Origin of the sequence: Aliirhizobium cellulosilyticum (genome assembly GCF_014198105.1) — a bacterium.
Classification (GTDB): domain Bacteria; phylum Pseudomonadota; class Alphaproteobacteria; order Rhizobiales; family Rhizobiaceae; genus Neorhizobium; species Neorhizobium cellulosilyticum.
The window spans coordinates 46,434-65,109 of the sequence record NZ_JACIGW010000007.1 but is presented as its reverse complement, the minus strand read 5'-3'; the positions used below and the strand labels follow the sequence as shown (position 1 = coordinate 65,109).

Genomic DNA, 18,676 nt, shown 5'->3' with positions numbered 1-18,676 from the left:
CATTGTCAAAACTGTCGCACGCTCTTCTGGCCGGTGTCGTCCTTGCGATGATGCCGGCCATGTCATTTGCGCAGGATGCTGCGCGGGTGACGGCAAAGCCGATCTCGCAGTTCAAGCCTGGATCCGATCAGACACGGTTCGGACCGCTGGAGTTTCTTGGCGGTATCGAGTTCAGCTCTGATGATGGCCGCGTCCAGTCGCTGTCCAGCATACGCTTCCGGCCGGATGGCGCGCATTTCGTTTCCGTTCTCGATACGGGCGAGTGGCTAACCGGGCAGATCTTGCGGGATGCATCGGGCAGGTTGTCCGGGCTCTCCGATGTGGCCGTCAGTCCGATCCTGATGCGCGATGGTCGCGCTGGTTCGAAATCCGCATCGGATGCCGAAGGGCTGGCGCTGCGGGATGGCGATGCATTTGTCAGCTTCGAACAGCAGCATCGGGTCGATGCTTATCCGGATCCCGGTTTCGAGACCTCGAAGCCCTCGCGCAACGTCAATTTCCTCATTCCGCGGCAGGAGCTTCGGCGCAATGCCGGGATCGAAACACTGGTTGCGTCTCCGGCTTCCAGTCCGCTTGCCGGCGGGCTTGTGGCGATTGCGGAGAGCAGCCGGGATGCGGCGGGCAATCTGCTTGCGGCGATCGTAGACGGGCCGCTGAAGGGGCAATTCACCGTCGTGCGCCACGACCCCTATGACGCGACGGACGGTGCCTTCCTGCCAAACGGCGATCTTCTGCTGCTGGAGCGCCGCTTCAGCTTCATTGGCGGGATGGGAATGAAAATCAGGCGGATCAAGGGCGCGGATATCCGTCCGGGCGCCGTGGTCGATGGCGAGGTGTTGATCGATGTCGGGGCAGATCATTCGATCGACAACATGGAAGGCATCGACGTGGTGGCAGGGCCGGATGGCAGCTCACATGTCATTATCATCTCGGATGACAACGGGCTTTTTCTCCAGCGCAACCTGATGCTGGAATTCAAGCTCAGCCAATAAAAAAGGGAGCCGAGGCTCCCTTTGATGTTTCAGGCCGTCTTTGCCGCCGCTGGCGGCATCGGCTTCAGCACGTTCATCAGCGCGCCATAGGGCAGGAGTAGGACGACACCGACGACGACCTTGACCACGAGGTCGCCAAGTGCCCAGGAGATCCAGCGCGGCGCTTCCGTGGACATGACGCCGAGGATCGGGGCGGATGCAGTCGCGAAGTCGAAGTTCGGGCCGATGAAGGCGAAGACCGGGGCAAAGGCCAGCGAGAAGAACAGGACCGTGTCGATCACCGTGCCGATCATCGATGCGGCAAGCGGTGCCTTCCACCAGGTCTGGCGGCGGAGTTCGTTGAAGACCGAGATATCGAGAAGCTGGCCAATCAGGAAAGCAGTGCCCGACGCGATCGCGATGCGCGGTTCGGATAGCCAGAAGGAAAGCGCCACGCCGACGACAAAGCCAACGAACACGATGCGACGGGCAATCGCCGGACCGAACTGGCGGTTGGCAAGGTCGGTCACGAGGAAAGCGACGGGATAGGTGAATGCGCCCCAGGTGAGGATATCGCCGAGAGCGATGCCCCACAGAGTTCCGGTCAGGTGAAACTGGACGAGGATATTGGAGGCGACCACGATGGCTGCCATCGCGAGCGAATAGATAAGAGTATAGCGTGCTACTTGCATTTTTTTATCCTGGGGTATGCCACCAGTTGCGGATAGGCCAAGAGAAAAGGCTTGCCCGGTATTATCCGGTCAAGCCTTCTCCAAAGCCGGTGAAGTGTTGAAGTCGCTATTAAGCGGCTTCTGCAGTCTTCTTGGCGATCTGGCGACGCAGCAGACGAGCGCGCATCGACAGTTCGGTCTCGTCGGACTTCAGGAGGAAGGCATCGAGGCCGCCGCGGTGTTCAACCGAACGCAGAGCGTGCGCGGAAACGCGCAGGCGGAAGCGCTGGCCGAGAGCGTCGGAGATCAGAGTGACCTGGCACAGGTTCGGGAGGAACCGACGACGGGTCTTGTTGTTGGCATGGCTGACGTTGTTGCCGGTCATTACGCCCTTGCCGGTCAGTTCGCATACACGAGACATGGCATTCACCTTTGTTTTCTTCTGCAATCGGAGGCTCATCCGGACAATGTCCGGCACGCCGATCCAACTGGTCCTGATTGGAAAGTTGCGGTTCTATAGTCAGTGAGGCTTCGCGCGTCAAGCCAAAACCTCGGCTTTCGTACGTCTTTGCACCGCGACTAACTGCAGCCATGGCTATTTTCTTGCCATGATGTGCCTCTTATATCGGATTCTTGGAATTCTCAAACCGGTCGCAGGCAAACCATGTTCTCATTCATCCGCCCGCTTGCGGGAGCTGTCTTCCTCTTTGTTGCAGGCACCTCATCGGCATGGTCTGCCGATAAACATGTCACCGATTACGATATCACTCTTGGTATCCTGCCGATCGGTACGGCGAGCTTTTCGAGTGAATTCGACGGTAACGGCTACAAGATCAACGGCATCTTCAAGTCAGGCGGCATCGTCAACGTGATCAAGAAGGTGTCGGCCGAGACGAACGTGGCAGGACGGATCGAGGGGGATCGCCTGCAGGCCAACCGATACAATCTGGTCTACAAGTTGGGGAAACGGACGCGGATCTATGATGTCGTCTATACCAACGGCAATGTGACGGACACGACGATTACGCCGCCACCGCGCCGCAAGGCGGAAAACTGGGTGCCTGTCACGCCACAGGACCTGCGTTCGGTGCTGGATCCGTTGAGCGGGCTGATCTTCCCGGAGGGGGCGACCGTTTGCCCGAGCCGCGTGCCGGTTTATGACGGGGAATCGCGGATGGACCTGCTGCTCAAGCGGGAAGGGACCAAGCCCTATGAGACCAAGGGCTTCAAGGGCGAAGCCATCGTCTGCACTGTCCGCTACCAGCCGAAATCCGGTTACCGTAAGGGACGCGATGACATCGAGTATCTGCAGAAGACCCCGATGGAAGTGTGGTTTGCCAAGGCAGACGGGTCCAATGTATATGCCCCGATCTATGCCCGTATCCCAACGAGGATGGGACCGCTCTATATAACGGCCGCCCGATACGGCGGCTGAGAGCGTGTGTCGTACTCGCGGCAACGTGGCCAATAAAGAGGGGAACTGAGGTTGAAGTTACGGGGTACCTTGATCGGTTTTACCGCGATCCTGATGTGGTCGCTGCTGGCTCTCATGACGGCGGCTTCCGGAAGCGTTCCGCCGTTCCAGATGAATGCGATGACATTCGCGATCGGTAGCCTGCCGGGACTGGTTTTACTGTCCATCAAGCCGGATCGTATCAGGCTGCTCAAGCAGCCGGCGAAGGTGTGGATCATCGGGATCGCCGGTCTCTTTGGCTATCATTTCCTCTATTTTACCGCGCTTCGTAACGCGCCGGCTGTTGAGGCCGGATTGATCGCCTATCTCTGGCCGCTATTGATCGTTGTCGGTTCGGCGCTTCTGCCAGGGGAAAGGCTGCGCTGGTATCATGTCGCCGGGGCACTTGCCGGACTATGCGGCACTGTCGCTATCGTCTCGCGCAATGGCGTATCCTTCGACCAGTCCTATCTCCTGGGTTATGGCGCGGCTCTGCTTTGCGCCTTCACGTGGTCGGGTTATTCGCTGCTGACACGTAGTTTCGATCGGGTGTCGACGGACGTGGTGACGGGCTTCTGCCTGGCAACGGCGCTTCTGTCGCTCGTCTGCCATCTGGCGCTGGAAACGACGGTCTGGCCGGCGAGCGGTGGCGAATGGGCGGCCGTGGTCGGCCTTGGCCTGTTGCCGGTGGGTGCTGCCTTCTATGCCTGGGATTACGGCGTCAAGAACGGCGACATCCAGGTGATCGGGGCTGCAAGCTATGCCGCGCCACTGCTTTCGACGTTGATCCTGCTCGCCAGCGGCTTTGCCGAACCGAGCTGGCGGATTCTGATCGCCTGCGTGCTGATTACTGGCGGGGCGGTGCTGGCCGCGAAGGAGATGATCAAGCCCAAGCGGAAAGCGGCAGAGGCACCCGCGGAATAGTTATCGGCCCGGCTCCCAGCCGGGCTCTGCCATCTCAAAACTCGAAAATTCGAATGCTGGTGCCACCGTGCAGCCGACGAGCGTGAAGTTGCCCAGCGGCTCGGCCGATTGCCATGCGTTTGCCGGCACCACCGCCTGCGGACGCTCACCGGCGGCTAGATCCGTACCCAGGCGGATTTCCTCGACCGCGGTTCCATCCGAGATCTTCAGAAGCAGCGGATCTCCGGCATAGTAGTGCCAGACCTCGACCGCATCACGGACGCGATGCCAATGGGAGCGTTCACCCGCCTGCAGCAGATAATATATCGCCGTCGAGGCGCCACGGGTCTTGCCGTCGCCATCCCGAAAGGTCTCGGCAAACCAGCCGCCTTCCGGGTGGCGCTGCATGTTCAGCGTGGCAATGATTTCTTTTGCTGTCTGCCTGACGGGGTTGGGTGTCATCGATTTAGAAATTGTCCTTGCGCTTGCGGATTTCTGCAAACACTTCCTCGTTCGTCTTGCCTTCCATGATCAGGTTGCGGCGGATTTTTGGATCCTTGGCACGCAGGAAGGGGTTGGTTTCCTTCTCCAGCCCCATCATGGTCGGAATGGTGAACTTGCCCTCTTTGCGCAGTTCCTCGATCTGGGCGGCGCGACGCTGCAACGGCTCGTTGTCGGGATCGATCGTCAGCGCAAATCTCGCGTTGGACAACGTGTATTCGTGGCCGAAATAAATCGCGGTCTCGTCCGGGAGGCCTGCCAGTTTCTGCAGCGAGTGCCACATGTCGGCGGCGGGGCGCTCGAACAGTCGTCCGCAGCCGAGCGCAAACAGCGTATCGGCGGCAAACAGGATTTTGTCGTCAGGGAAATGGAAGCAGATATGGCCGGCGGTGTGGCCGGGCGTTTCGATCACCCGCACAAGATGTCCACCGAACTGGAATTCCTCACCGTCCTCGACACTCCTGTCGAGCCCGGGGATAGCGACCGCCTCGTTGACCGGTCCGATAATCTCCAGCCCATAACGCTCCTTCAACGCCAGATTGGCCTCCACATGGTCGGTATGGTGGTGGGTGGTGAAGATATGGGTGAGTTGCCAGCCGCGGCGGTTTGCTGCCTCGACGATGGGTTTTTCCTCCGGCGCATCGATCGATACGGTCAATCCGCTTTCCGGTTCATGTACCAGAACGCCGTAATTATCGCTCCTGCAGGAAAAAACTTCGATTTCCAAAGGCTTCATCAGAATAGACCTATTGCTCAATGCTTCTTGCGGAACAATGTAGAGGGAGGCATGTCCAAGTCCAACCACTGAACACGAGCATTTGCGTTTTGTCTGTCGATATTGTTGACCTCCGTGAGTTCTATCATTCCGCGCTCGGCCGTCTGGCGGAGCAGTCGATCGCCATGGCGCTTTCCTCGCTGTGGGCGCGGCTGCCGGAGGAGCGCCTGGTGGGGCTGGGCTATGCGGTTCCCTATCTCGATCGGTTCCGGACCGATACGGAACGGACCTTCGCCTTCATGCCGGCCGGGCAGGGGGCAGTGAACTGGCCGGTCGGGGAAAAATCCTCGACAGCGCTGGTTTTCGATGAGGAACTGCCTTTGCCGGACAGTTCCGTCGATCGCGTGCTGATGGTCCATTCCCTGGAATTTACCGAAAACCCGCGGGAGAGCCTGAAGGAAATCTGGCGTGTGCTTGCCCCTGGCGGAAGGCTGGTCATCGTCGTTCCCAACCGGCGCGGCGTCTGGGCGCGAATGGAACATACGCCCTTCGGTTCCGGGCGGCCCTATTCCCGCAGCCAGCTGACGACGCTTCTGCGCGAGGCGAATTTCACGCCCGGAGCTGCGGCCGAGGCGCTGTTCTTTCCGCCCTCGAAGGTGCGCGCAGTGCTCAAGGCCAGGAATGTTTTCGAGCGGCTGGGTCGGCGATTCTGGCCGGTCTTTTCCGGCGTCATCGTGATTGAGGCACAGAAGCGGCTCTATCAGGGGTTGCCGGTTGCCGCGCGTGCATCACGCCGCGTCTTTGTGCCTGTGTTGGCGCCGCAAGGCGTCAGAACCACGCGCGAGCGAAATCAGGGCTGAAGGTCGAAGATCGCCAGGGGCTGGCCTTCCATGGCTAAGGGTACGGACTCATGGATATGGACGATCAGCCAGCGTCCGTCCTCGCGGGCAAAGGCAATGGTCAGGCGAAACCAGAAACCGATCTTCTGTCCGTCGTTCTTGATGCCGCTCAGCCAGGCCAATGCCGAGCACCAGGCAATGTCGCCGCCAAGCCTCAGGTCTGTGTCGCGGATATCGAATTCGAGTGGTCCATCCCAGCTGTCGAGCCAGGCTTGCAGGGAGGACGTGTCATTGCCTGTCTCCTGCAGCGGCGGGGCAAGCGAAAATTGGCGGACCGTAACCGATTGGCAGCGGATAATCCCGTCCGCATCCTTTGCCCGCAAGGCGGCCATCCAGTCCCGCAGCAGGGCCTTAATGTCATCATGGTCACCGGTGCTCATCGTCTCCTCCATCGCAGTCCAGTCATCTTCAAGACGTTTTGGGGCCGATCGTTCCGACAGTTACTCTCGACAAGCATCGTTTTCGGCTTTAATCCGTCTCACATTCCCTGCCATTGCAGGCATTTCCAAGAAGGTTGATCCGATGAGCATCGTTGTGAGTGAGCCCGTTCCGCGTCCAGGCATTCTGGATATCGCTGCCTATGTACCCGGCAAGGAACATGCTCCTGGCGTTGCGCGCGTCTTCAAGCTTTCCTCCAATGAAACGCCGCTTGGTGCCAGCCCCAAGGCAATCGAGGCATTCCGTCAGTCCGCCGGGCATCTCGAGCTTTATCCGGATGGTCAGGCGCTGGCGCTGCGCGATGCAATCGCCTCCGTACATGGGTTGAACGTCGCAAATATCATGTGCGGCAATGGGTCGGACGAACTTCTTGGCCTGCTGTGTCACGTCTATCTCGGTGCCGGTGACGAGGCGATCATCACTCAGCACGGCTTCCTCGTCTACAAGATCCAGATCATGGGCGCCGGTGCGACGGCCATCGAAGTGCCGGAGAAGGATTACACGGTCGACGTCGACGCGATCCTTGCAGCCGTTACGGACAAGACCAAGCTCGTCTTCATCGCCAATCCAGGCAATCCGACCGGCACCTATGTTCCGGTCGCCGATATCCGCCGCCTGCATGCCGGCCTGCCGAAGAATGTCATTCTCGTGCTCGATGCGGCCTATGCGGAATATGTGCGCAAGAATGACTACGAGGCGGGCGTCGAACTGGTTTCGCAGAACAGGAACGTCGTCATGTGCCGCACGTTCTCGAAGGTCTATGGCCTTGCCGCACTTCGTATCGGCTGGATGTATGGCCCGGCCGGCATTCTCGATGCGCTGAACCGCGTGCGTGGTCCGTTCAACATGAATGCCCCGGCAATCGCCGCCGGTGCCGCAGCCATCCGCGACCAGAACTTCGTCGGGGAAGCCGTCGAGCACAATCTGCTCTGGAAGGACAAGCTGACCCATGCCTTCGAGACTATCGGTCTTACGGTTACGCCTTCCGTCACCAACTTCGTGCTGATCCATTTTCCGGATGTCGACGGCAAGCGTGCACCGGATGCCGACGAATTCCTCACCAGCCGCGGTTACATCCTGCGCATGGTGAAGGGTTACGGCCTGCCGAATGCACTGCGCATGACGGTCGGCTCGGAAGAAGCCAATCGCGGCGTCATCGAAGCGCTCGGCGAATTCATGGGACGGAAATGATGAGTGACGTGCATTTCGAGCGGATCGCGCTGATCGGTATCGGCCTGATCGGCTCGTCGATCGCCCGCGACGTCAAGCAGCTCGGGCTTGCAAAACATGTGGTGGTTTCGACGCGCAGTGAGGAAACGCTGCGCCGCGCCGAAGAACTGGAGCTCGGCACCGAATACACGGTGTCGGCCGCCGATGCGGTCAAGGATGCTGATCTCGTCATCGTTTCGGTTCCCGTTGGCGCATCTGAGGTCGTTGCCAAGCAGATTGCCGGCTCGCTAAAGCCGGGTGTGATCGTGACCGATGTTGGCTCGACCAAGGCATCCGTCATCGCGCAGATGGCGCCGCATATGCCGGACAACGTGCATTTCATTCCGGGCCATCCGCTGGCAGGCACGGAGAAGTCAGGCCCGGATGCCGGTTTTGCCGGTCTGTTTCGTGATCGCTGGTGCATCTTCACGCCGCTGCCGGATACCGATGCTGACGCACTGGACAGGCTGAAAGCCTTCTGGATGGCGCTCGGCTCGCGGGTGGACGACATGGATCCGCAGCACCATGACAAGGTGCTGGCGATCGTGTCGCATCTTCCGCATATCATCGCCTACAATATCGTTGGTACGGCTGACGATCTGGAGACGGTGACGGAATCGGAAGTGATCAAATATTCCGCCTCAGGTTTCCGCGATTTCACCCGTCTGGCCGCATCCGATCCGACCATGTGGCGCGATATCTGCCTGCATAACAAGGATGCGATCCTCGAAATGCTGGCGCGGTTTTCGGAAGATCTCGCTTATCTCCAGCGGGCGATCCGCTGGGGCGAGGGCGACAAGCTGTTTGAACTCTTCACCCGTACGCGTGCCGTCCGCCGCTCGATCATCCAGGCCGGTCAGGACGTGGATGCGCCGGACTTCGGTCGCCACTCGCTGGATACGAAGAAGTAGGGCGGAAACGCCATTTTGTTGTGCGCGATTGCGGACGCAAAACCGCTGCACACTTTTGCTGAAATCGCTTAGATCGGCGGGATTTCGCCGATCGGGATCAGCCCACCGGCAAACACCTTGCCGCGGCGGATTGTGATATCGAGGGAAGCCTTCTCTCCGCCGCCTAGTGCCTGCAGCATGTTCGCCGCAGTCCCGATCGTCGATTCCAGGCCCGGAAATGCGCGGCTCAGGCTGTCCTGCCAGGCCGGGATATCCTCAATCCTCAGCTTCATCTTGCCGGACATGCGACCCCTGTCGTCGAAGGAGAATGGACCGGAAAGGGTCAGCACCTGGCCTTGGCCAAGATCGGCCTTGAATTCGCGCAAGTCTCCTTCCGAACCATGCAGCGCAAGTCCGTTGCGGTCGCTTCCGTCAAGAACACCGGCGCGGTCCTTGAGCGTCACGTCGATGCTGGTATTGGTGGCGGGTAGAAGCTGCGGCAGGCCCTTGGCTGTCGTTGTGGCGTTCTGCAGCTGGATGGCGGCGTCGAGATCCGCACCATTCTGGCGCAGATGAATTTCTGACTGGTCAGCCGCGATATCGAAAGCCTGCCCGCTGGCGGAAGACTGAATGGTCGTCTTCGGCTTCTGGATGACCATGGAGGCGCGCTCGACGCCCTTTAGCTTGGTCACGAGGCTGGATTGCAGGCTTTCCCATGTACTGGCGATGGAAAGGCCATGGCCGGTGCGCACTTCCGACGGCGCATCGAGCTCCCATACGATATGGCCCGGATTGTAGACCTGAGCTGCCGAACGCAGAGGGCCGAAGCTTGCGGATATTCCGTTGACGGTATCGTCGACATCCACCTTCGAGCAGAACAGGCCGATGCGGAAGGGATAACCGCGATATTCGGCATTCTCGCAGTTGGCCGAAATACCGGCATCCGCCTGGCTACCGAGCAGAAGCAGCGTCCTTTCGCGCAGGGCCGAGGCGGCATAAAACCAGCCCGCGGTGTAGAGTGCGATGACGAGCACGACGGCACTCGCAAGAAACCAGAGTTTTCTGCTGGTGCCGGATCGGCTTGACGCTGCCATGTTGTTCTCCCAATGGTGCGACGCAAACTAAAATGATGGCATGGCGTGCGATATGGACGAATTTTGGGTCTTTGGCTACGGATCACTGATGTGGAACCCGGGATTTCCCTATGTGGAGCGAGAGGCTGCACGCGTTCACGGGTTTCGCCGCTCGCTTTGCATCTGGTCAACCGCGCATCGCGGAACCGCAGAAAACCCAGGTCTCGTCATGGGACTGGACCGGGGTGGGTCCTGCCGGGGCATGGCATTCAGGGTTGGCGACAAGGATCGTGACGATGCGCTGGATTATCTGCGCAAACGTGAACTCATAACCAATGTCTACAAGGAACGCATCCTGCCCATTGGCCTGCCGGGCGGGCGTCGCGTGCAGGCCGTGACCTATGTGGTCGACCGCCACCACGAGCAATATGCCGGGAGCCTCAGCGTGGAGGAGGCGGCGGAAGTGGTCTTGCGATCGCATGGTCAGTCCGGGCCGAACGATGCCTATGTGCTCAACACGGTGGCGCAACTGAAGCAGATGGGTATTCGCGATCTCTGGCTGGAGGCAGTCGGGGATGCTGTCAGCCTGCAAACGGCTCAGGCCGCCGACTGAGCCCGCAATTCCGCCAAGCGCTTTACCGCAGTCGGTGGCAGCGGCAGGTGCGGGTTGGCCTCTACGGTTTCGATCAGCAGTTCGTCGCTCGCCTTTTCCAGCGTCTCGATCAGGTGCGCATAAAAGGTATCCGGGTCCATGCCCGGCTCGATCGGAGGCAGGATGCGGACCTTGAAGCGGCCGGGATACTTCACCAGTTTGCGGCGGCCCCAGAACAAGCCCCAATGGGCAACGATCGGCACGACCGGAACCTTGACGTCGCGATAGATGCGGGCGATGCCGTAACGGTATTCCGGCGGGGCGCCGGGCGGTTTGCGCGTGCCTTCCGGATAGATGATCAACTGACGGCCGTTGTCCATTTCCTGCCGGGTGCGCTTCATCACCTCGACCATGACCTTGCCGCGAGCGCCACGGTTGACCGGGATCATCCGTTGTTTGGCGACATACCAGCCGAAAAGCGGGATCCACATCAGTTCGCGCTTCAGAATATAGACTGGATCGCGCTGGTAGGGCAGCAGAGCAAACGTGTCCCAGGCCGACTGGTGTTTCGGCGCGAATATGCAGCCGCCTTCGGGGATGTTCTCGATACCCTCGATCTCGAATGTCGCACCGACGATCTTTTCCATCAGCCAGTTGTTGGATGCTGCCCAGGCCTTCGGAACCCGAAAGGCTGCCTTGCGCGGGGAGAGAAAATAGACCGGCGAGAGCAGGATCATGCGCAGGATGGTGTTGGTATAGAACGCGGTATTGAACAGGATCGAGCGCAGCAACAGCATGATGGGTTCCTTTGAGGATTGCGCGTTGCCTACACGAGATCGGGCACGGAAAAAAGAGTTCTCGGTGCGAGATCAGGGAGAAGGGTTCTTGGTTTTGTCAGGATCTTCTTCTGTCCGAAGCCCGGTCCAGCGCGCCATGCCAAGCCAGTCCCGAAGTGAGGCGAGCACGACCTTTCCGTATTCCGACAGCATCGTGCGCAGCGTGTCGGGCTCCGCGAACCAGGCGCGACGGGCAAGATCGGCATTGACCACCGGATAAGCAATGAATTCGGTTGCGGGATCGGCGCGTCGCAATTCATGCAGGCTGCGCAGCATGTGATAGTTGTTGGTCACGACCAGAACGGATTTGTAACCATGGTCATGGATCCAGCGAGTGATCTCGTTGGCATTGCCGATCGTGTCGATCGCATCGTAACCGATATCGACACAGCATTTGAACAGGTCAGCAGATGCCTGGGTCGCCTTGCGGATCTGGGTCGGCGTGGTGGAGGGATGAGCGCCGGAGATAAGCAGACGCTTACCCGCGCCGTCTCGCAACAGGCCGACTGCCTGCTCGATGCGAAGATAACCGCCGGTAAGAACCACAATGGCGTCTGCTTTTACACCGTCGGGCGCGCGCAGCGACGTGACCGAATCAGCGAACCATAAAAAACCGCCGCCGAGGATAGCCGCACAGATAAAGACCAGCATGATCAGTCGCCTTGCGAACCGCCGCAAGGCGCTCTGGCGCGACAATAGCCCGATTTCCGGCCTGCCCGGAGGGCGGCTTTCGGGCGTCCAGCGATTGCTCCAGCCGAATTTCATGACCTGTCATTAGTCGCAGATTGAGGCGGTGAATAGTCCTCGAAACGTTACCAGGTAATATGATTGAATGTCATGATGGTGGCAGTCCATCTGAGCGAGATGGATCGGATCTTACGAGGTCGATTTCGTCGATCGTCCGCATCACGGTGAAACGCGCCGTCAACGTGGTCAGAAGCGCGATGATCAGCATTGTGGCAAAGATGCCGAGATAGCCGTTCCAGCCGATCGTGAAAGATCCGAACAGCGCCATTGCCTGCTCACTTTCCGGTGTCGCACGGGAATTTGACTGCCAGAGGCTGGCCGTGGCGAAGAGGAGCGCTGCCACCACGCCGCCGACCGCGGAGCCCTTCAGGCTGATCTTGAGGAAGTGTTTCTGAAATTCGTTCGCAACGAAGGTGCGTTCGGCGCCGACGAAATGCAGCACTTCGACGATATGGCGGTTGCCGGAAAGCGCGCCGCGGGTGGCGAAGATCACCGTCAGGATCATCGCGGTGAAAACCAGGATCAGAACGCCCGTGCCGATCCAGACGGTGGTGCGGGCCATGGAAACGAGCCGGTCGACCCAAGTGCGGTGATCGTCGAGAAACGCCTGCGGCACTTCCGTCTTCAATAATGCACGCATCCCCTCGAAATCCGGCGGATTGCTCTCGTCGATGGTGATGATGACGAGGCGGGGTACAGGCAGATCGTCCAGCTGCAGGTCGGAGCCAAGCCAGGGTTCGAGAAGTCTCGCGGTTGCGGCGTCATCCATGATCGTGCCGGACTTGGTCCCGACGAATGTCAGCGCCAGATCCCGCGCCTTTTTCAGCGCAGCATCCATGTCCAGCCCTTCAGCCGGCTTGATCTGGATGGTGATCTCGCGGGAGATCTGGCTTTGCCAGCCGGCTGCCGTGGCGCGCACCATGCTGACGGCGCCGAGCGTGAGACAGGCAAGAAAGGCCATGATGGCGATGACGACCATCAGCGCATTGCCCTGGATGTTGGCGGGCGGCAGGATTGCGGCTGTCGAGCGGACGTGCATTTCCGTGCGGCGCCGTGCGGTGTCCTGGCGTCCGCTCTTGCTGGTTTCCTCTTCAGGAAATTGCGACCTTCCCATTCGGCCTGCGTCACTCATAGATGTCGAGCCGTCCATCTGTCAGGATCATACGTCGCGCGTCGACCTGATCCATCAATGCCAGGTCGTGCGTTGCGATAACGACGGCGGTGCCCAGTCGGTTCAATTCCAGAAACAGGCTGAGCAGGCGGCGCGCCATCGGCGGGTCGACATTGCCCGTCGGTTCGTCGGCAAGCAATATCTCAGGGCGGTCCATCAGGGCGCGGGCGATTGCAGCACGCTGCTTTTCACCGCCCGACAGGATTGCCGGAAGGACGTTGATCCGTTCGCCGAGGCCCACCCATTTCAAAAGGTCGATCACGTCATTGCGATAGGAGGCTTCGTCCTTGCCCCTGACCCGCAAGGGCAGAGCGACGTTCTCGTAGGTCGTCAGGTGATCGAGAAGACGAAAGTCCTGAAAGACGATGCCAACACGGCGGCGTAGCATGGGAAACTCGTCGCGCGGGATCTGCGACAGATCGCGCCCAAACATGCGGATGATGCCGCGGGTCGGATTGAGCGACATGAACAGGAGACGAAGCAACGTCGTCTTGCCCGCGCCCGAGGGGCCGGTCAGGAACTGGAAGGATCGTTTGGGAATGTCGAACGTCATGTCCCGAAGGATTTCCGGGCCCATGCCATAACGCAGACCGACATTTTCGAAATGGATCACCGGCGACCTTGTCTTGGCTGTGTGAAGCTTCAGCGGCTATCTCTTAACGCCGCGGGTAAACGAAGGGTAAATCAAGCAGTCAAAAGGGCGATTTTCAGGCCAAATTTGGAAAACGTTAACCATATCAGTTTACGACTGGGGAGAGTTTGTTTCAATGCCCGACCTCTGAAGCCTGATCGAGACTGATCAGGGGGTAAAGAGGAGGTAGGCGGAGAGGGCACCATGAGCACCTTCCAGGACCGTCGCCAAGCCCGTGCCAAGATGCCGATCGATATTCTTCCGCCCGAGGGGGACGAGAAGGACGGCAAAGGGAAGGTCATCCGGTTTCCCAAGCCATTCGTAAAGACGTACGAGGTCGAGGACGCGCATTTCGTGCCGGTCAACGATCGTGCTCGCCGCCACGCTGCTACCTCTTCGAACGATCGCCGACCGCGCAAAGCCGAAGCCATGCCTCGCCAAACCATTGCCGGCGGCATGATCGGCGCGATCGAAGGAAAACTGCTGCGTCTGTCGCCGGATGCCTTCGTTGCCGTGGTCGCAAGCGTCGTGGTGACGGTGTTTACGATCTTCGGTGGTTTCTCGCTGCTTTCGGGCCCATCGGCCGAGCCGGGACCGGCGCTCGATATCACCCATGTGACGATGACGCCGCAGGATGCCAATGGCATGCGTGTGCTCCTGATCAACGGGATCGTCGAGAACCGCACTGAAGGACGCCTCGACATGCCGTCGATCCGTGCCGATCTTCTCTCGGGCGAAACGGTGGTTGCAAGCACGCTGATCTCGACCTCTGCCTCGCAGATCGGTGGCCGCGAAAGCTATGGTTTTTCCGTGCGCGTACCCCATCCCGGTGGAAAACTTCCCGATCTGAGGCTCTCATTGGCCGGGCGCGGAGCCTGAAAGCTTTCTTTAGCAGGGCCGATTGTGCTATCGCGGCGTCTTTGAGAGACACGCAGGAGAGCCTCATGCCAGTCGTGCGCGGCAAGCAGATCGAACCGCTATTCACCGCCGAGCAGATTGCTGAGCGCAATCATGCCATCGCGGCCGAGATCGCCAAGGGTCCGACCAAGGACCTGCTGGTTATCGCCATCCTCAAGGGATCGTTCATTTTCGCAGCCGATCTTCTGCGCTCGCTGCATGAGACGGGCCTTGCCCCGGAAGTTGAATTCATCACATTGTCGAGCTACGGCACGGGCACGGTGTCGCAGGGTGTCCGCATCGTCAAGGATATCGACAGCGACGTGCATGGCCGCGATGTGCTTCTGATCGACGATATTCTCGAATCCGGTCGCACGCTGAAATTCGCCAAGGAACTGCTCTATGAGCGCGGCGCGCGCAACGTGACGATCGCCGTACTTTTGGACAAGAGCGTCAAGCGCAAGGAAGAGCTGGAAGCCGATTATGTCGGTTTCGAATGCCCCGACTATTTCGTTGTCGGCTACGGCATGGATGCAGCCTATGCCTTCCGCGAACTGCCGTTCGTCGGCGTCGTTACCGGCGACGCCTGATACTGGACGAGCGTCGGGAGGTAAGAAATCGCATCCCGGCGGTCGCAAGGCGTTAACCATCCGGAGCCTCCGCAGGGGCTCCGTTTACTCCTCGAAAAGGAAAGTCTGGTCATTTGCTCCCGAATTGAAACACAGGGAGCGATGATCGCTATGGCCAGAATCCTTATTACCGAAGACGAGGAATCTCTCCGCCGCTTCGTCGCACGCGCGCTGCGGCTTGACGGTCACGAGACCTTTGAAGCCGGTGATGGGGCCGAAGGGCTCGAGAAGCTCGACGAGGGCTCATACGACCTGCTTCTTTCCGATATCCGCATGCCGGTCATGGACGGGATCGAACTCGCCCACCAGGCTTCCGCCCGCTTTCCGGAGATGAAAATCCTGCTGATGACCGGTTATGCCGAGCAGCGGGAACGCGCCGACGACCTCGCCAGCAAGATCGTTGACGTCGTGCCGAAGCCGTTTGCGCTGCCAGATATCCGCAAAGCGGTGGCAAGAGCGCTTGCGGGTGTGTCATCGCAGGCTGCCTGAAATCTATCTGAGAGAAGCTGCCACTGACCCTAGCCCATACCAGCGCCAGCCACGGGTCTCACCCGTCCTTCGCCCCCTCGCAAGCGGGGAGAGTGACGTGCCGTTTGACGATGGAGAGGTCGCTACTGCTTCTCCCCGCCAAGACAGGGAGAAGGAGCCGGCAGGCGGATGAGGGGCAATGCTTGCGCCGCCTTTGCTTTTTTACCCTCACCTGATCTCCAGCAAACGCTCCAGATATTGCCGCTCCGCATCGCCCGACAACGCGCCGCCGAGCTTCTCACGAATGGCGTCGAGAATTTCTCGCGCTCGCTGCACGTCGATCTCGTCGGGGACCTTCACCTGATCGCCGAAATCCGGGCCTGAAGTGGCGCGTGGGCGGCCGAGGGGATCGCGGCCGTTCTGGCCGCCCTGGTTGGCCATGCCTTCGCCCTCGCCATTCTGCTCGCCCTGCTGCCCTTGCTGGCCCTGCATGGCCTGCATCATCTGCTGCATCATGTTTTGGGCCCCCTGGCGTAGGGCATTGAGCGCATTGCCCTGTCCCTGCACAGCCTGTTCGCCCTGACCCTGACCCAGAGCCTTGCCTGCATTGCCCATTTCACGCTCAGCCTGGCCGAAGCCTTCGCCGGGCTGCATGCCTAGACCCTTAAGGCCCTGCTGCAATTCGCCAAGCTTCTTGCCGAGGCCTTCCTGCTGCGCGCGCAGGTTCTTCAGCGCCTCGCGCAACTGTTCGGCAGTCATCTGGTCGGTGTTCTGCTGCCCTTGGCCTTGTTGACCCTGCTGCCCCTGTTGCTGTTGGCCCTGCTGCGACTGCTGCTGTTCGCCTTCACCCTGATCGTCAGGGTCGCCGCGCTGCATGCGGTCGCGCAGTGCCTGATCCAGCTTGAAGGTCTGGTCCATCAGCCGCTGCTGTTCCTGCATGATCTCGCCGAGCTTGTCGATCTGCTGGCGCATCTGGCTGTTCTGCTGCTGCTGGCCCTGCTGGCCGCGCTGCGGGCGTCCGGCCTGCAGGTTGTTCATCATCCGCTGCAATTCGTTCAGCATCTGCTGGGCGGCATCGCGATTGCCGGAACGGGCCAGGTTTTCGATCTGGTCCATCATGTTCTGCAGGTCGCGCTGGCGGATGACGTTCTGCGCCTGCATGTTCTGCTGCGCCCGCGGGGCGTTCTGCATCCGCTGGGCCAGTTCGTTCATGTATTGCTGCATCGCCTCGCGCATTTCCTGCATCAGGCGGGCGATTTCCTGATCGTTTGCGCCGTTCTGCAGGGCTTCGGAGAGGTTGCGCTGGGCGTCGCGCAGGCGGCGTTCGGCCAGCGATAGATCGCCATCCTCGATGCCGAGCGCGATCTCCCACAAATAATCAGCCGTTTCCTTCAACTGTTCATCGCCCCGGGCAAGCTTCATGCGGCCGCGGGCGGATTCGATCAGAAGGAAATGACCGAGGTTGGGAATGGTCTCGTCGGGGCGGATCGTCAGCGCTTCGTTGAGCGCGATTGCTTTCGGCATCTGGCGCGTGTCGAGCGCAAAGACCTGCCGTTGCTCGGCAACGGCTGCGGCGAGCGGCTCGGAGAAACCGCGGCCGGGAAGGATCATTTCATGCACCGGGCTGCGCCCCGTCTGGCCGGCGCCGTCGGTTGCGACCAGCGTCACGCGAACGCGCTTTCCGGCCAGCGGATGTTCGATGAGGCTGCGGCTGGTGAGGCCCTTGATCTCCTGGCCTTTTGTCTGGCGGGGTAAATCGAGCCGGTATTCCGGCAACGGATAGAGAGGCGTGGTTGCCGGATCCTGCGGACCTGCAGGCTCGATCAGCGCATGGGCTTCGCGAATGCCGTAATCGTCCTTGGCCTTGAAGCCGATTTCCAGTGCGCCATTGACCGAGCGTTTCGGCTGGCCTTCGAAAGCGATTTCCGGCGGGCGGTCGGGGATGACATTGAATGTCCAGTTCTGGCCGTTGACGGTAAGATTGCCGCTTTCATTAATTGCCATGGCATAGGTGCGCGGCGCGAGCGGCTGGGTGCCGTTTGCCGGGGCTGCGGGCGGCTGAGGCGGGGTCTGGGCGCCGTTCTGCGCCTGCTCGGCAGCCTTTTTCGCCGCGGCCTTCGTCTCTTCCGTCTGGAGCGTCACATCCTGCTTGTTGGCGGTCGTGGTGAAGACCACCGCCTCTTCGCCCTCGCCGCCGGTCACGCGGACCGTCAGGGCGGAGTTCTGCGGTATCGACACGTTGCCGTTATTGTTCTGCGCCTGCTGGCCGGTCAGGAACACCGGTGCGCGCCCGGTATAGGAAGGCGGGGTCAGCCATGCGTCTATGCGCAGATCGGGATTGATGCTCGGTGCCGGCGGCGCGGGGATAAAGGCATCACCCAGGCTGCCACCGCGGTTGGAATAGGAGAAGGCAAGCGCAACGGTAAAGACGAGCGCCGGGATGGCGCGCAGGCCGAAACGGTCGTGCTTGGCGATATCCGGCTGCGGCAGGCCTGCATCGAGCGCTGCGATCCGCTTTGCCATGCGGATCTGGTGTTCCTTCCATAGAGCGCGGGAGAGGGGTGTCTCGAAGGCTGGCTCGTCTTCCTGCACGCCGACCGGTTGGTGCGGAAGATTGTTGCGATCCTCCAGCAGGCGGTCCGCTTCATTGGCGCTCGGCCAGCGAATCCGCGCCAAGGGCAGAAGGGTTGCGATCAGCGCGAAAAGAAATGCAGTGAGCAGGACCCAGCGCAGCCAATCCGGCGACAGGCGGAAAATGCCGAACCAGGATGCGGAGAAAAACAGGGCAACGACGCCGACAGGCGCAAGCGCCCGCGGCAAAAGCCGCTCGAAAAACAGGACGATACGCGCGAAGGAACGCTTCAGGGCCACCCTGCGGGCAAGCGCGGGATGGGTCTCGAAAGCACCTTTGCGGGTAAAGCTCATGCGGTCCGTCTCCGATCGTGGCGGCGCAAACAAGCCTCTAAGATAACAGTCTTTGTG

At 60.3% G+C, this 18,676-nt stretch carries 21 protein-coding genes; 10 read left to right on the top strand and 11 right to left on the bottom strand.

Features of this window, described 5'->3' with window-relative positions; genetic code table 11:
* Positions 1 to 47: 47 nt before the first annotated feature.
* Complete coding sequence (locus tag GGE33_RS22505) at positions 48 to 992, top strand: esterase-like activity of phytase family protein (RefSeq protein ID WP_183828613.1); 945 nt, start codon at positions 48 to 50, stop codon at positions 990 to 992.
* A gap of 29 nt (positions 993 to 1,021) precedes the next feature.
* Here the strand turns inward: GGE33_RS22505 and GGE33_RS22500 are convergent, their stop codons facing one another.
* Both GGE33_RS22500 and rpmB read right to left on the bottom strand, forming a co-directional pair.
* A complete protein-coding gene (locus GGE33_RS22500; RefSeq protein WP_183828262.1) occupies positions 1,022 to 1,663 on the bottom strand; it encodes a queuosine precursor transporter in 642 nt (213 codons plus the stop codon).
* 109 nt (positions 1,664 to 1,772) lie between these two features.
* Positions 1,773 to 2,063, bottom strand: coding sequence for a 50S ribosomal protein L28 (gene rpmB, locus GGE33_RS22495; protein ID WP_148148213.1), 291 nt, complete (start codon positions 2,061 to 2,063; stop codon positions 1,773 to 1,775).
* Positions 2,064 to 2,306: 243 nt separating this feature from the next.
* On the opposite strand from rpmB, the gene GGE33_RS22490 reads away from it, so the two are divergent.
* Positions 2,307 to 3,077, top strand: a complete 771-nt coding sequence (locus GGE33_RS22490; RefSeq protein WP_183686326.1) for a DUF3108 domain-containing protein — start codon at positions 2,307 to 2,309, stop codon at positions 3,075 to 3,077.
* Positions 3,078 to 3,128: 51 nt separating this feature from the next.
* The gene (gene yddG, locus GGE33_RS22485) at positions 3,129 to 4,019 is read left to right on the top strand and encodes an aromatic amino acid exporter YddG (protein WP_183828259.1); all 891 of its coding nucleotides are present in this window, start codon (positions 3,129 to 3,131) and stop codon (positions 4,017 to 4,019) included.
* Here yddG and GGE33_RS22480 read toward each other — a convergent pair whose 3' ends face one another.
* Positions 4,020 to 4,460: a cupin domain-containing protein gene (locus GGE33_RS22480; protein WP_183828256.1), complete on the bottom strand. Its 441-nt coding sequence runs from the start codon at positions 4,458 to 4,460 to the stop codon at positions 4,020 to 4,022.
* A 4-nt stretch (positions 4,461 to 4,464) separates the two neighbouring features.
* A complete protein-coding gene (gene gloB, locus GGE33_RS22475; protein ID WP_183828253.1) occupies positions 4,465 to 5,235 on the bottom strand; it encodes a hydroxyacylglutathione hydrolase in 771 nt (256 codons plus the stop codon).
* Positions 5,236 to 5,324: 89 nt separating this feature from the next.
* Between gloB and GGE33_RS22470 the strand changes: the two genes are divergently transcribed.
* A complete protein-coding gene (locus tag GGE33_RS22470) occupies positions 5,325 to 6,074 on the top strand; it encodes a class I SAM-dependent methyltransferase (protein WP_148148218.1) in 750 nt (249 codons plus the stop codon).
* Here GGE33_RS22470 and GGE33_RS22465 read toward each other — a convergent pair.
* Complete coding sequence (locus GGE33_RS22465) at positions 6,065 to 6,493, bottom strand: YybH family protein (RefSeq protein WP_183686324.1); 429 nt, start codon at positions 6,491 to 6,493, stop codon at positions 6,065 to 6,067. The two genes, GGE33_RS22470 and GGE33_RS22465, sit on opposite strands and share 10 nt — an antisense overlap.
* 142 nt (positions 6,494 to 6,635) lie before the next feature.
* On the opposite strand from GGE33_RS22465, the gene hisC reads away from it, so the two are divergent.
* Positions 6,636 to 7,742 carry a histidinol-phosphate transaminase gene (gene hisC / locus GGE33_RS22460; RefSeq protein ID WP_183828250.1) on the top strand — a complete coding sequence of 369 codons (1,107 nt, stop codon included), beginning with the start codon at positions 6,636 to 6,638 and terminating at the stop codon, positions 7,740 to 7,742.
* On the top strand, positions 7,742 to 8,671 hold the full coding sequence (locus tag GGE33_RS22455; RefSeq protein WP_246436404.1) for a prephenate/arogenate dehydrogenase family protein: 930 nt from the start codon (positions 7,742 to 7,744) through the stop codon (positions 8,669 to 8,671). The genes hisC and GGE33_RS22455 overlap by 1 nt, the downstream gene beginning before the upstream one ends.
* A 68-nt stretch (positions 8,672 to 8,739) precedes the next feature.
* Here the strand turns inward: GGE33_RS22455 and GGE33_RS22450 are convergent, their stop codons facing one another.
* The gene (locus GGE33_RS22450) at positions 8,740 to 9,744 is read right to left on the bottom strand and encodes a DUF2125 domain-containing protein (RefSeq protein ID WP_148148222.1); all 1,005 of its coding nucleotides are present in this window, start codon (positions 9,742 to 9,744) and stop codon (positions 8,740 to 8,742) included.
* A 52-nt stretch (positions 9,745 to 9,796) separates the two neighbouring features.
* On the opposite strand from GGE33_RS22450, the gene GGE33_RS22445 reads away from it, so the two are divergent.
* Positions 9,797 to 10,336: a gamma-glutamylcyclotransferase gene (locus GGE33_RS22445; RefSeq protein ID WP_148148223.1), complete on the top strand. Its 540-nt coding sequence runs from the start codon at positions 9,797 to 9,799 to the stop codon at positions 10,334 to 10,336.
* On the opposite strand, the gene GGE33_RS22440 is transcribed toward GGE33_RS22445, so the two are convergent.
* The 4 genes from GGE33_RS22440 to ftsE all read right to left on the bottom strand — a co-directional run bounded on the left by GGE33_RS22440 (position 10,321) and on the right by ftsE (position 13,682).
* Complete coding sequence (locus tag GGE33_RS22440) at positions 10,321 to 11,112, bottom strand: lysophospholipid acyltransferase family protein (protein ID WP_183828243.1); 792 nt, start codon at positions 11,110 to 11,112, stop codon at positions 10,321 to 10,323. The two genes, GGE33_RS22445 and GGE33_RS22440, sit on opposite strands and share 16 nt — an antisense overlap.
* A gap of 72 nt (positions 11,113 to 11,184) precedes the next feature.
* Positions 11,185 to 11,916: a YdcF family protein gene (locus GGE33_RS22435; protein ID WP_148148225.1), complete on the bottom strand. Its 732-nt coding sequence runs from the start codon at positions 11,914 to 11,916 to the stop codon at positions 11,185 to 11,187.
* A 70-nt stretch (positions 11,917 to 11,986) separates the two neighbouring features.
* Complete coding sequence (locus tag GGE33_RS22430) at positions 11,987 to 12,937, bottom strand: cell division protein FtsX (protein ID WP_244654445.1); 951 nt, start codon at positions 12,935 to 12,937, stop codon at positions 11,987 to 11,989.
* Positions 12,938 to 13,022: 85 nt separating this feature from the next.
* Positions 13,023 to 13,682, bottom strand: coding sequence for a cell division ATP-binding protein FtsE (ftsE, locus tag GGE33_RS22425; protein ID WP_183686322.1), 660 nt, complete (start codon positions 13,680 to 13,682; stop codon positions 13,023 to 13,025).
* A 222-nt stretch (positions 13,683 to 13,904) separates the two neighbouring features.
* Here ftsE and GGE33_RS22420 point away from each other — a divergent pair, with 222 nt between their 5' ends.
* The 3 genes from GGE33_RS22420 to GGE33_RS22410 all read left to right on the top strand — a co-directional run bounded on the left by GGE33_RS22420 (position 13,905) and on the right by GGE33_RS22410 (position 15,715).
* Positions 13,905 to 14,579 carry a hypothetical protein gene (locus tag GGE33_RS22420; protein WP_183686320.1) on the top strand — a complete coding sequence of 225 codons (675 nt, stop codon included), beginning with the start codon at positions 13,905 to 13,907 and terminating at the stop codon, positions 14,577 to 14,579.
* Positions 14,580 to 14,644: 65 nt separating this feature from the next.
* Complete coding sequence (gene hpt / locus GGE33_RS22415; protein ID WP_148148229.1) at positions 14,645 to 15,187, top strand: hypoxanthine phosphoribosyltransferase; 543 nt, start codon at positions 14,645 to 14,647, stop codon at positions 15,185 to 15,187.
* Positions 15,188 to 15,337: 150 nt separating this feature from the next.
* Positions 15,338 to 15,715, top strand: a complete 378-nt coding sequence (locus GGE33_RS22410; protein WP_148148230.1) for a response regulator — start codon at positions 15,338 to 15,340, stop codon at positions 15,713 to 15,715.
* A gap of 207 nt (positions 15,716 to 15,922) precedes the next feature.
* On the opposite strand, the gene GGE33_RS22405 is transcribed toward GGE33_RS22410, so the two are convergent.
* Entirely contained in the window at positions 15,923 to 18,619 is a 2,697-nt protein-coding gene (locus GGE33_RS22405; RefSeq protein WP_183828240.1) for a TIGR02302 family protein, read from the bottom strand.
* Between the last annotated feature and the right edge of the window lie 57 nt (positions 18,620 to 18,676).

Coding starts and splice junctions, on each gene's coding strand:
- GGE33_RS22505 (WP_183828613.1), top strand. CDS start 48: ATGATGCCGGCCATGTCATTTGCGCAGGATGCTGCGCGGGTGACGGCA.
- GGE33_RS22500 (WP_183828262.1), bottom strand. CDS start 1,663: ATGCAAGTAGCACGCTATACTCTTATCTATTCGCTCGCGATGGCAGCC.
- rpmB (WP_148148213.1), bottom strand. CDS start 2,063: ATGTCTCGTGTATGCGAACTGACCGGCAAGGGCGTAATGACCGGCAAC.
- GGE33_RS22490 (WP_183686326.1), top strand. CDS start 2,307: ATGTTCTCATTCATCCGCCCGCTTGCGGGAGCTGTCTTCCTCTTTGTT.
- GGE33_RS22480 (WP_183828256.1), bottom strand. CDS start 4,460: ATGACACCCAACCCCGTCAGGCAGACAGCAAAAGAAATCATTGCCACG.
- gloB (WP_183828253.1), bottom strand. CDS start 5,235: ATGAAGCCTTTGGAAATCGAAGTTTTTTCCTGCAGGAGCGATAATTAC.
- GGE33_RS22465 (WP_183686324.1), bottom strand. CDS start 6,493: ATGAGCACCGGTGACCATGATGACATTAAGGCCCTGCTGCGGGACTGG.
- hisC (WP_183828250.1), top strand. CDS start 6,636: ATGAGCATCGTTGTGAGTGAGCCCGTTCCGCGTCCAGGCATTCTGGAT.
- GGE33_RS22455 (WP_246436404.1), top strand. CDS start 7,742: ATGAGTGACGTGCATTTCGAGCGGATCGCGCTGATCGGTATCGGCCTG.
- GGE33_RS22450 (WP_148148222.1), bottom strand. CDS start 9,744: ATGGCAGCGTCAAGCCGATCCGGCACCAGCAGAAAACTCTGGTTTCTT.
- GGE33_RS22445 (WP_148148223.1), top strand. CDS start 9,797: ATGGACGAATTTTGGGTCTTTGGCTACGGATCACTGATGTGGAACCCG.
- GGE33_RS22440 (WP_183828243.1), bottom strand. CDS start 11,112: ATGCTGTTGCTGCGCTCGATCCTGTTCAATACCGCGTTCTATACCAAC.
- GGE33_RS22435 (WP_148148225.1), bottom strand. CDS start 11,916: ATGAAATTCGGCTGGAGCAATCGCTGGACGCCCGAAAGCCGCCCTCCG.
- GGE33_RS22430 (WP_244654445.1), bottom strand. CDS start 12,937: ATGCACGTCCGCTCGACAGCCGCAATCCTGCCGCCCGCCAACATCCAG.
- GGE33_RS22420 (WP_183686320.1), top strand. CDS start 13,905: ATGAGCACCTTCCAGGACCGTCGCCAAGCCCGTGCCAAGATGCCGATC.
- hpt (WP_148148229.1), top strand. CDS start 14,645: ATGCCAGTCGTGCGCGGCAAGCAGATCGAACCGCTATTCACCGCCGAG.
- GGE33_RS22410 (WP_148148230.1), top strand. CDS start 15,338: ATGGCCAGAATCCTTATTACCGAAGACGAGGAATCTCTCCGCCGCTTC.
- GGE33_RS22405 (WP_183828240.1), bottom strand. CDS start 18,619: ATGAGCTTTACCCGCAAAGGTGCTTTCGAGACCCATCCCGCGCTTGCC.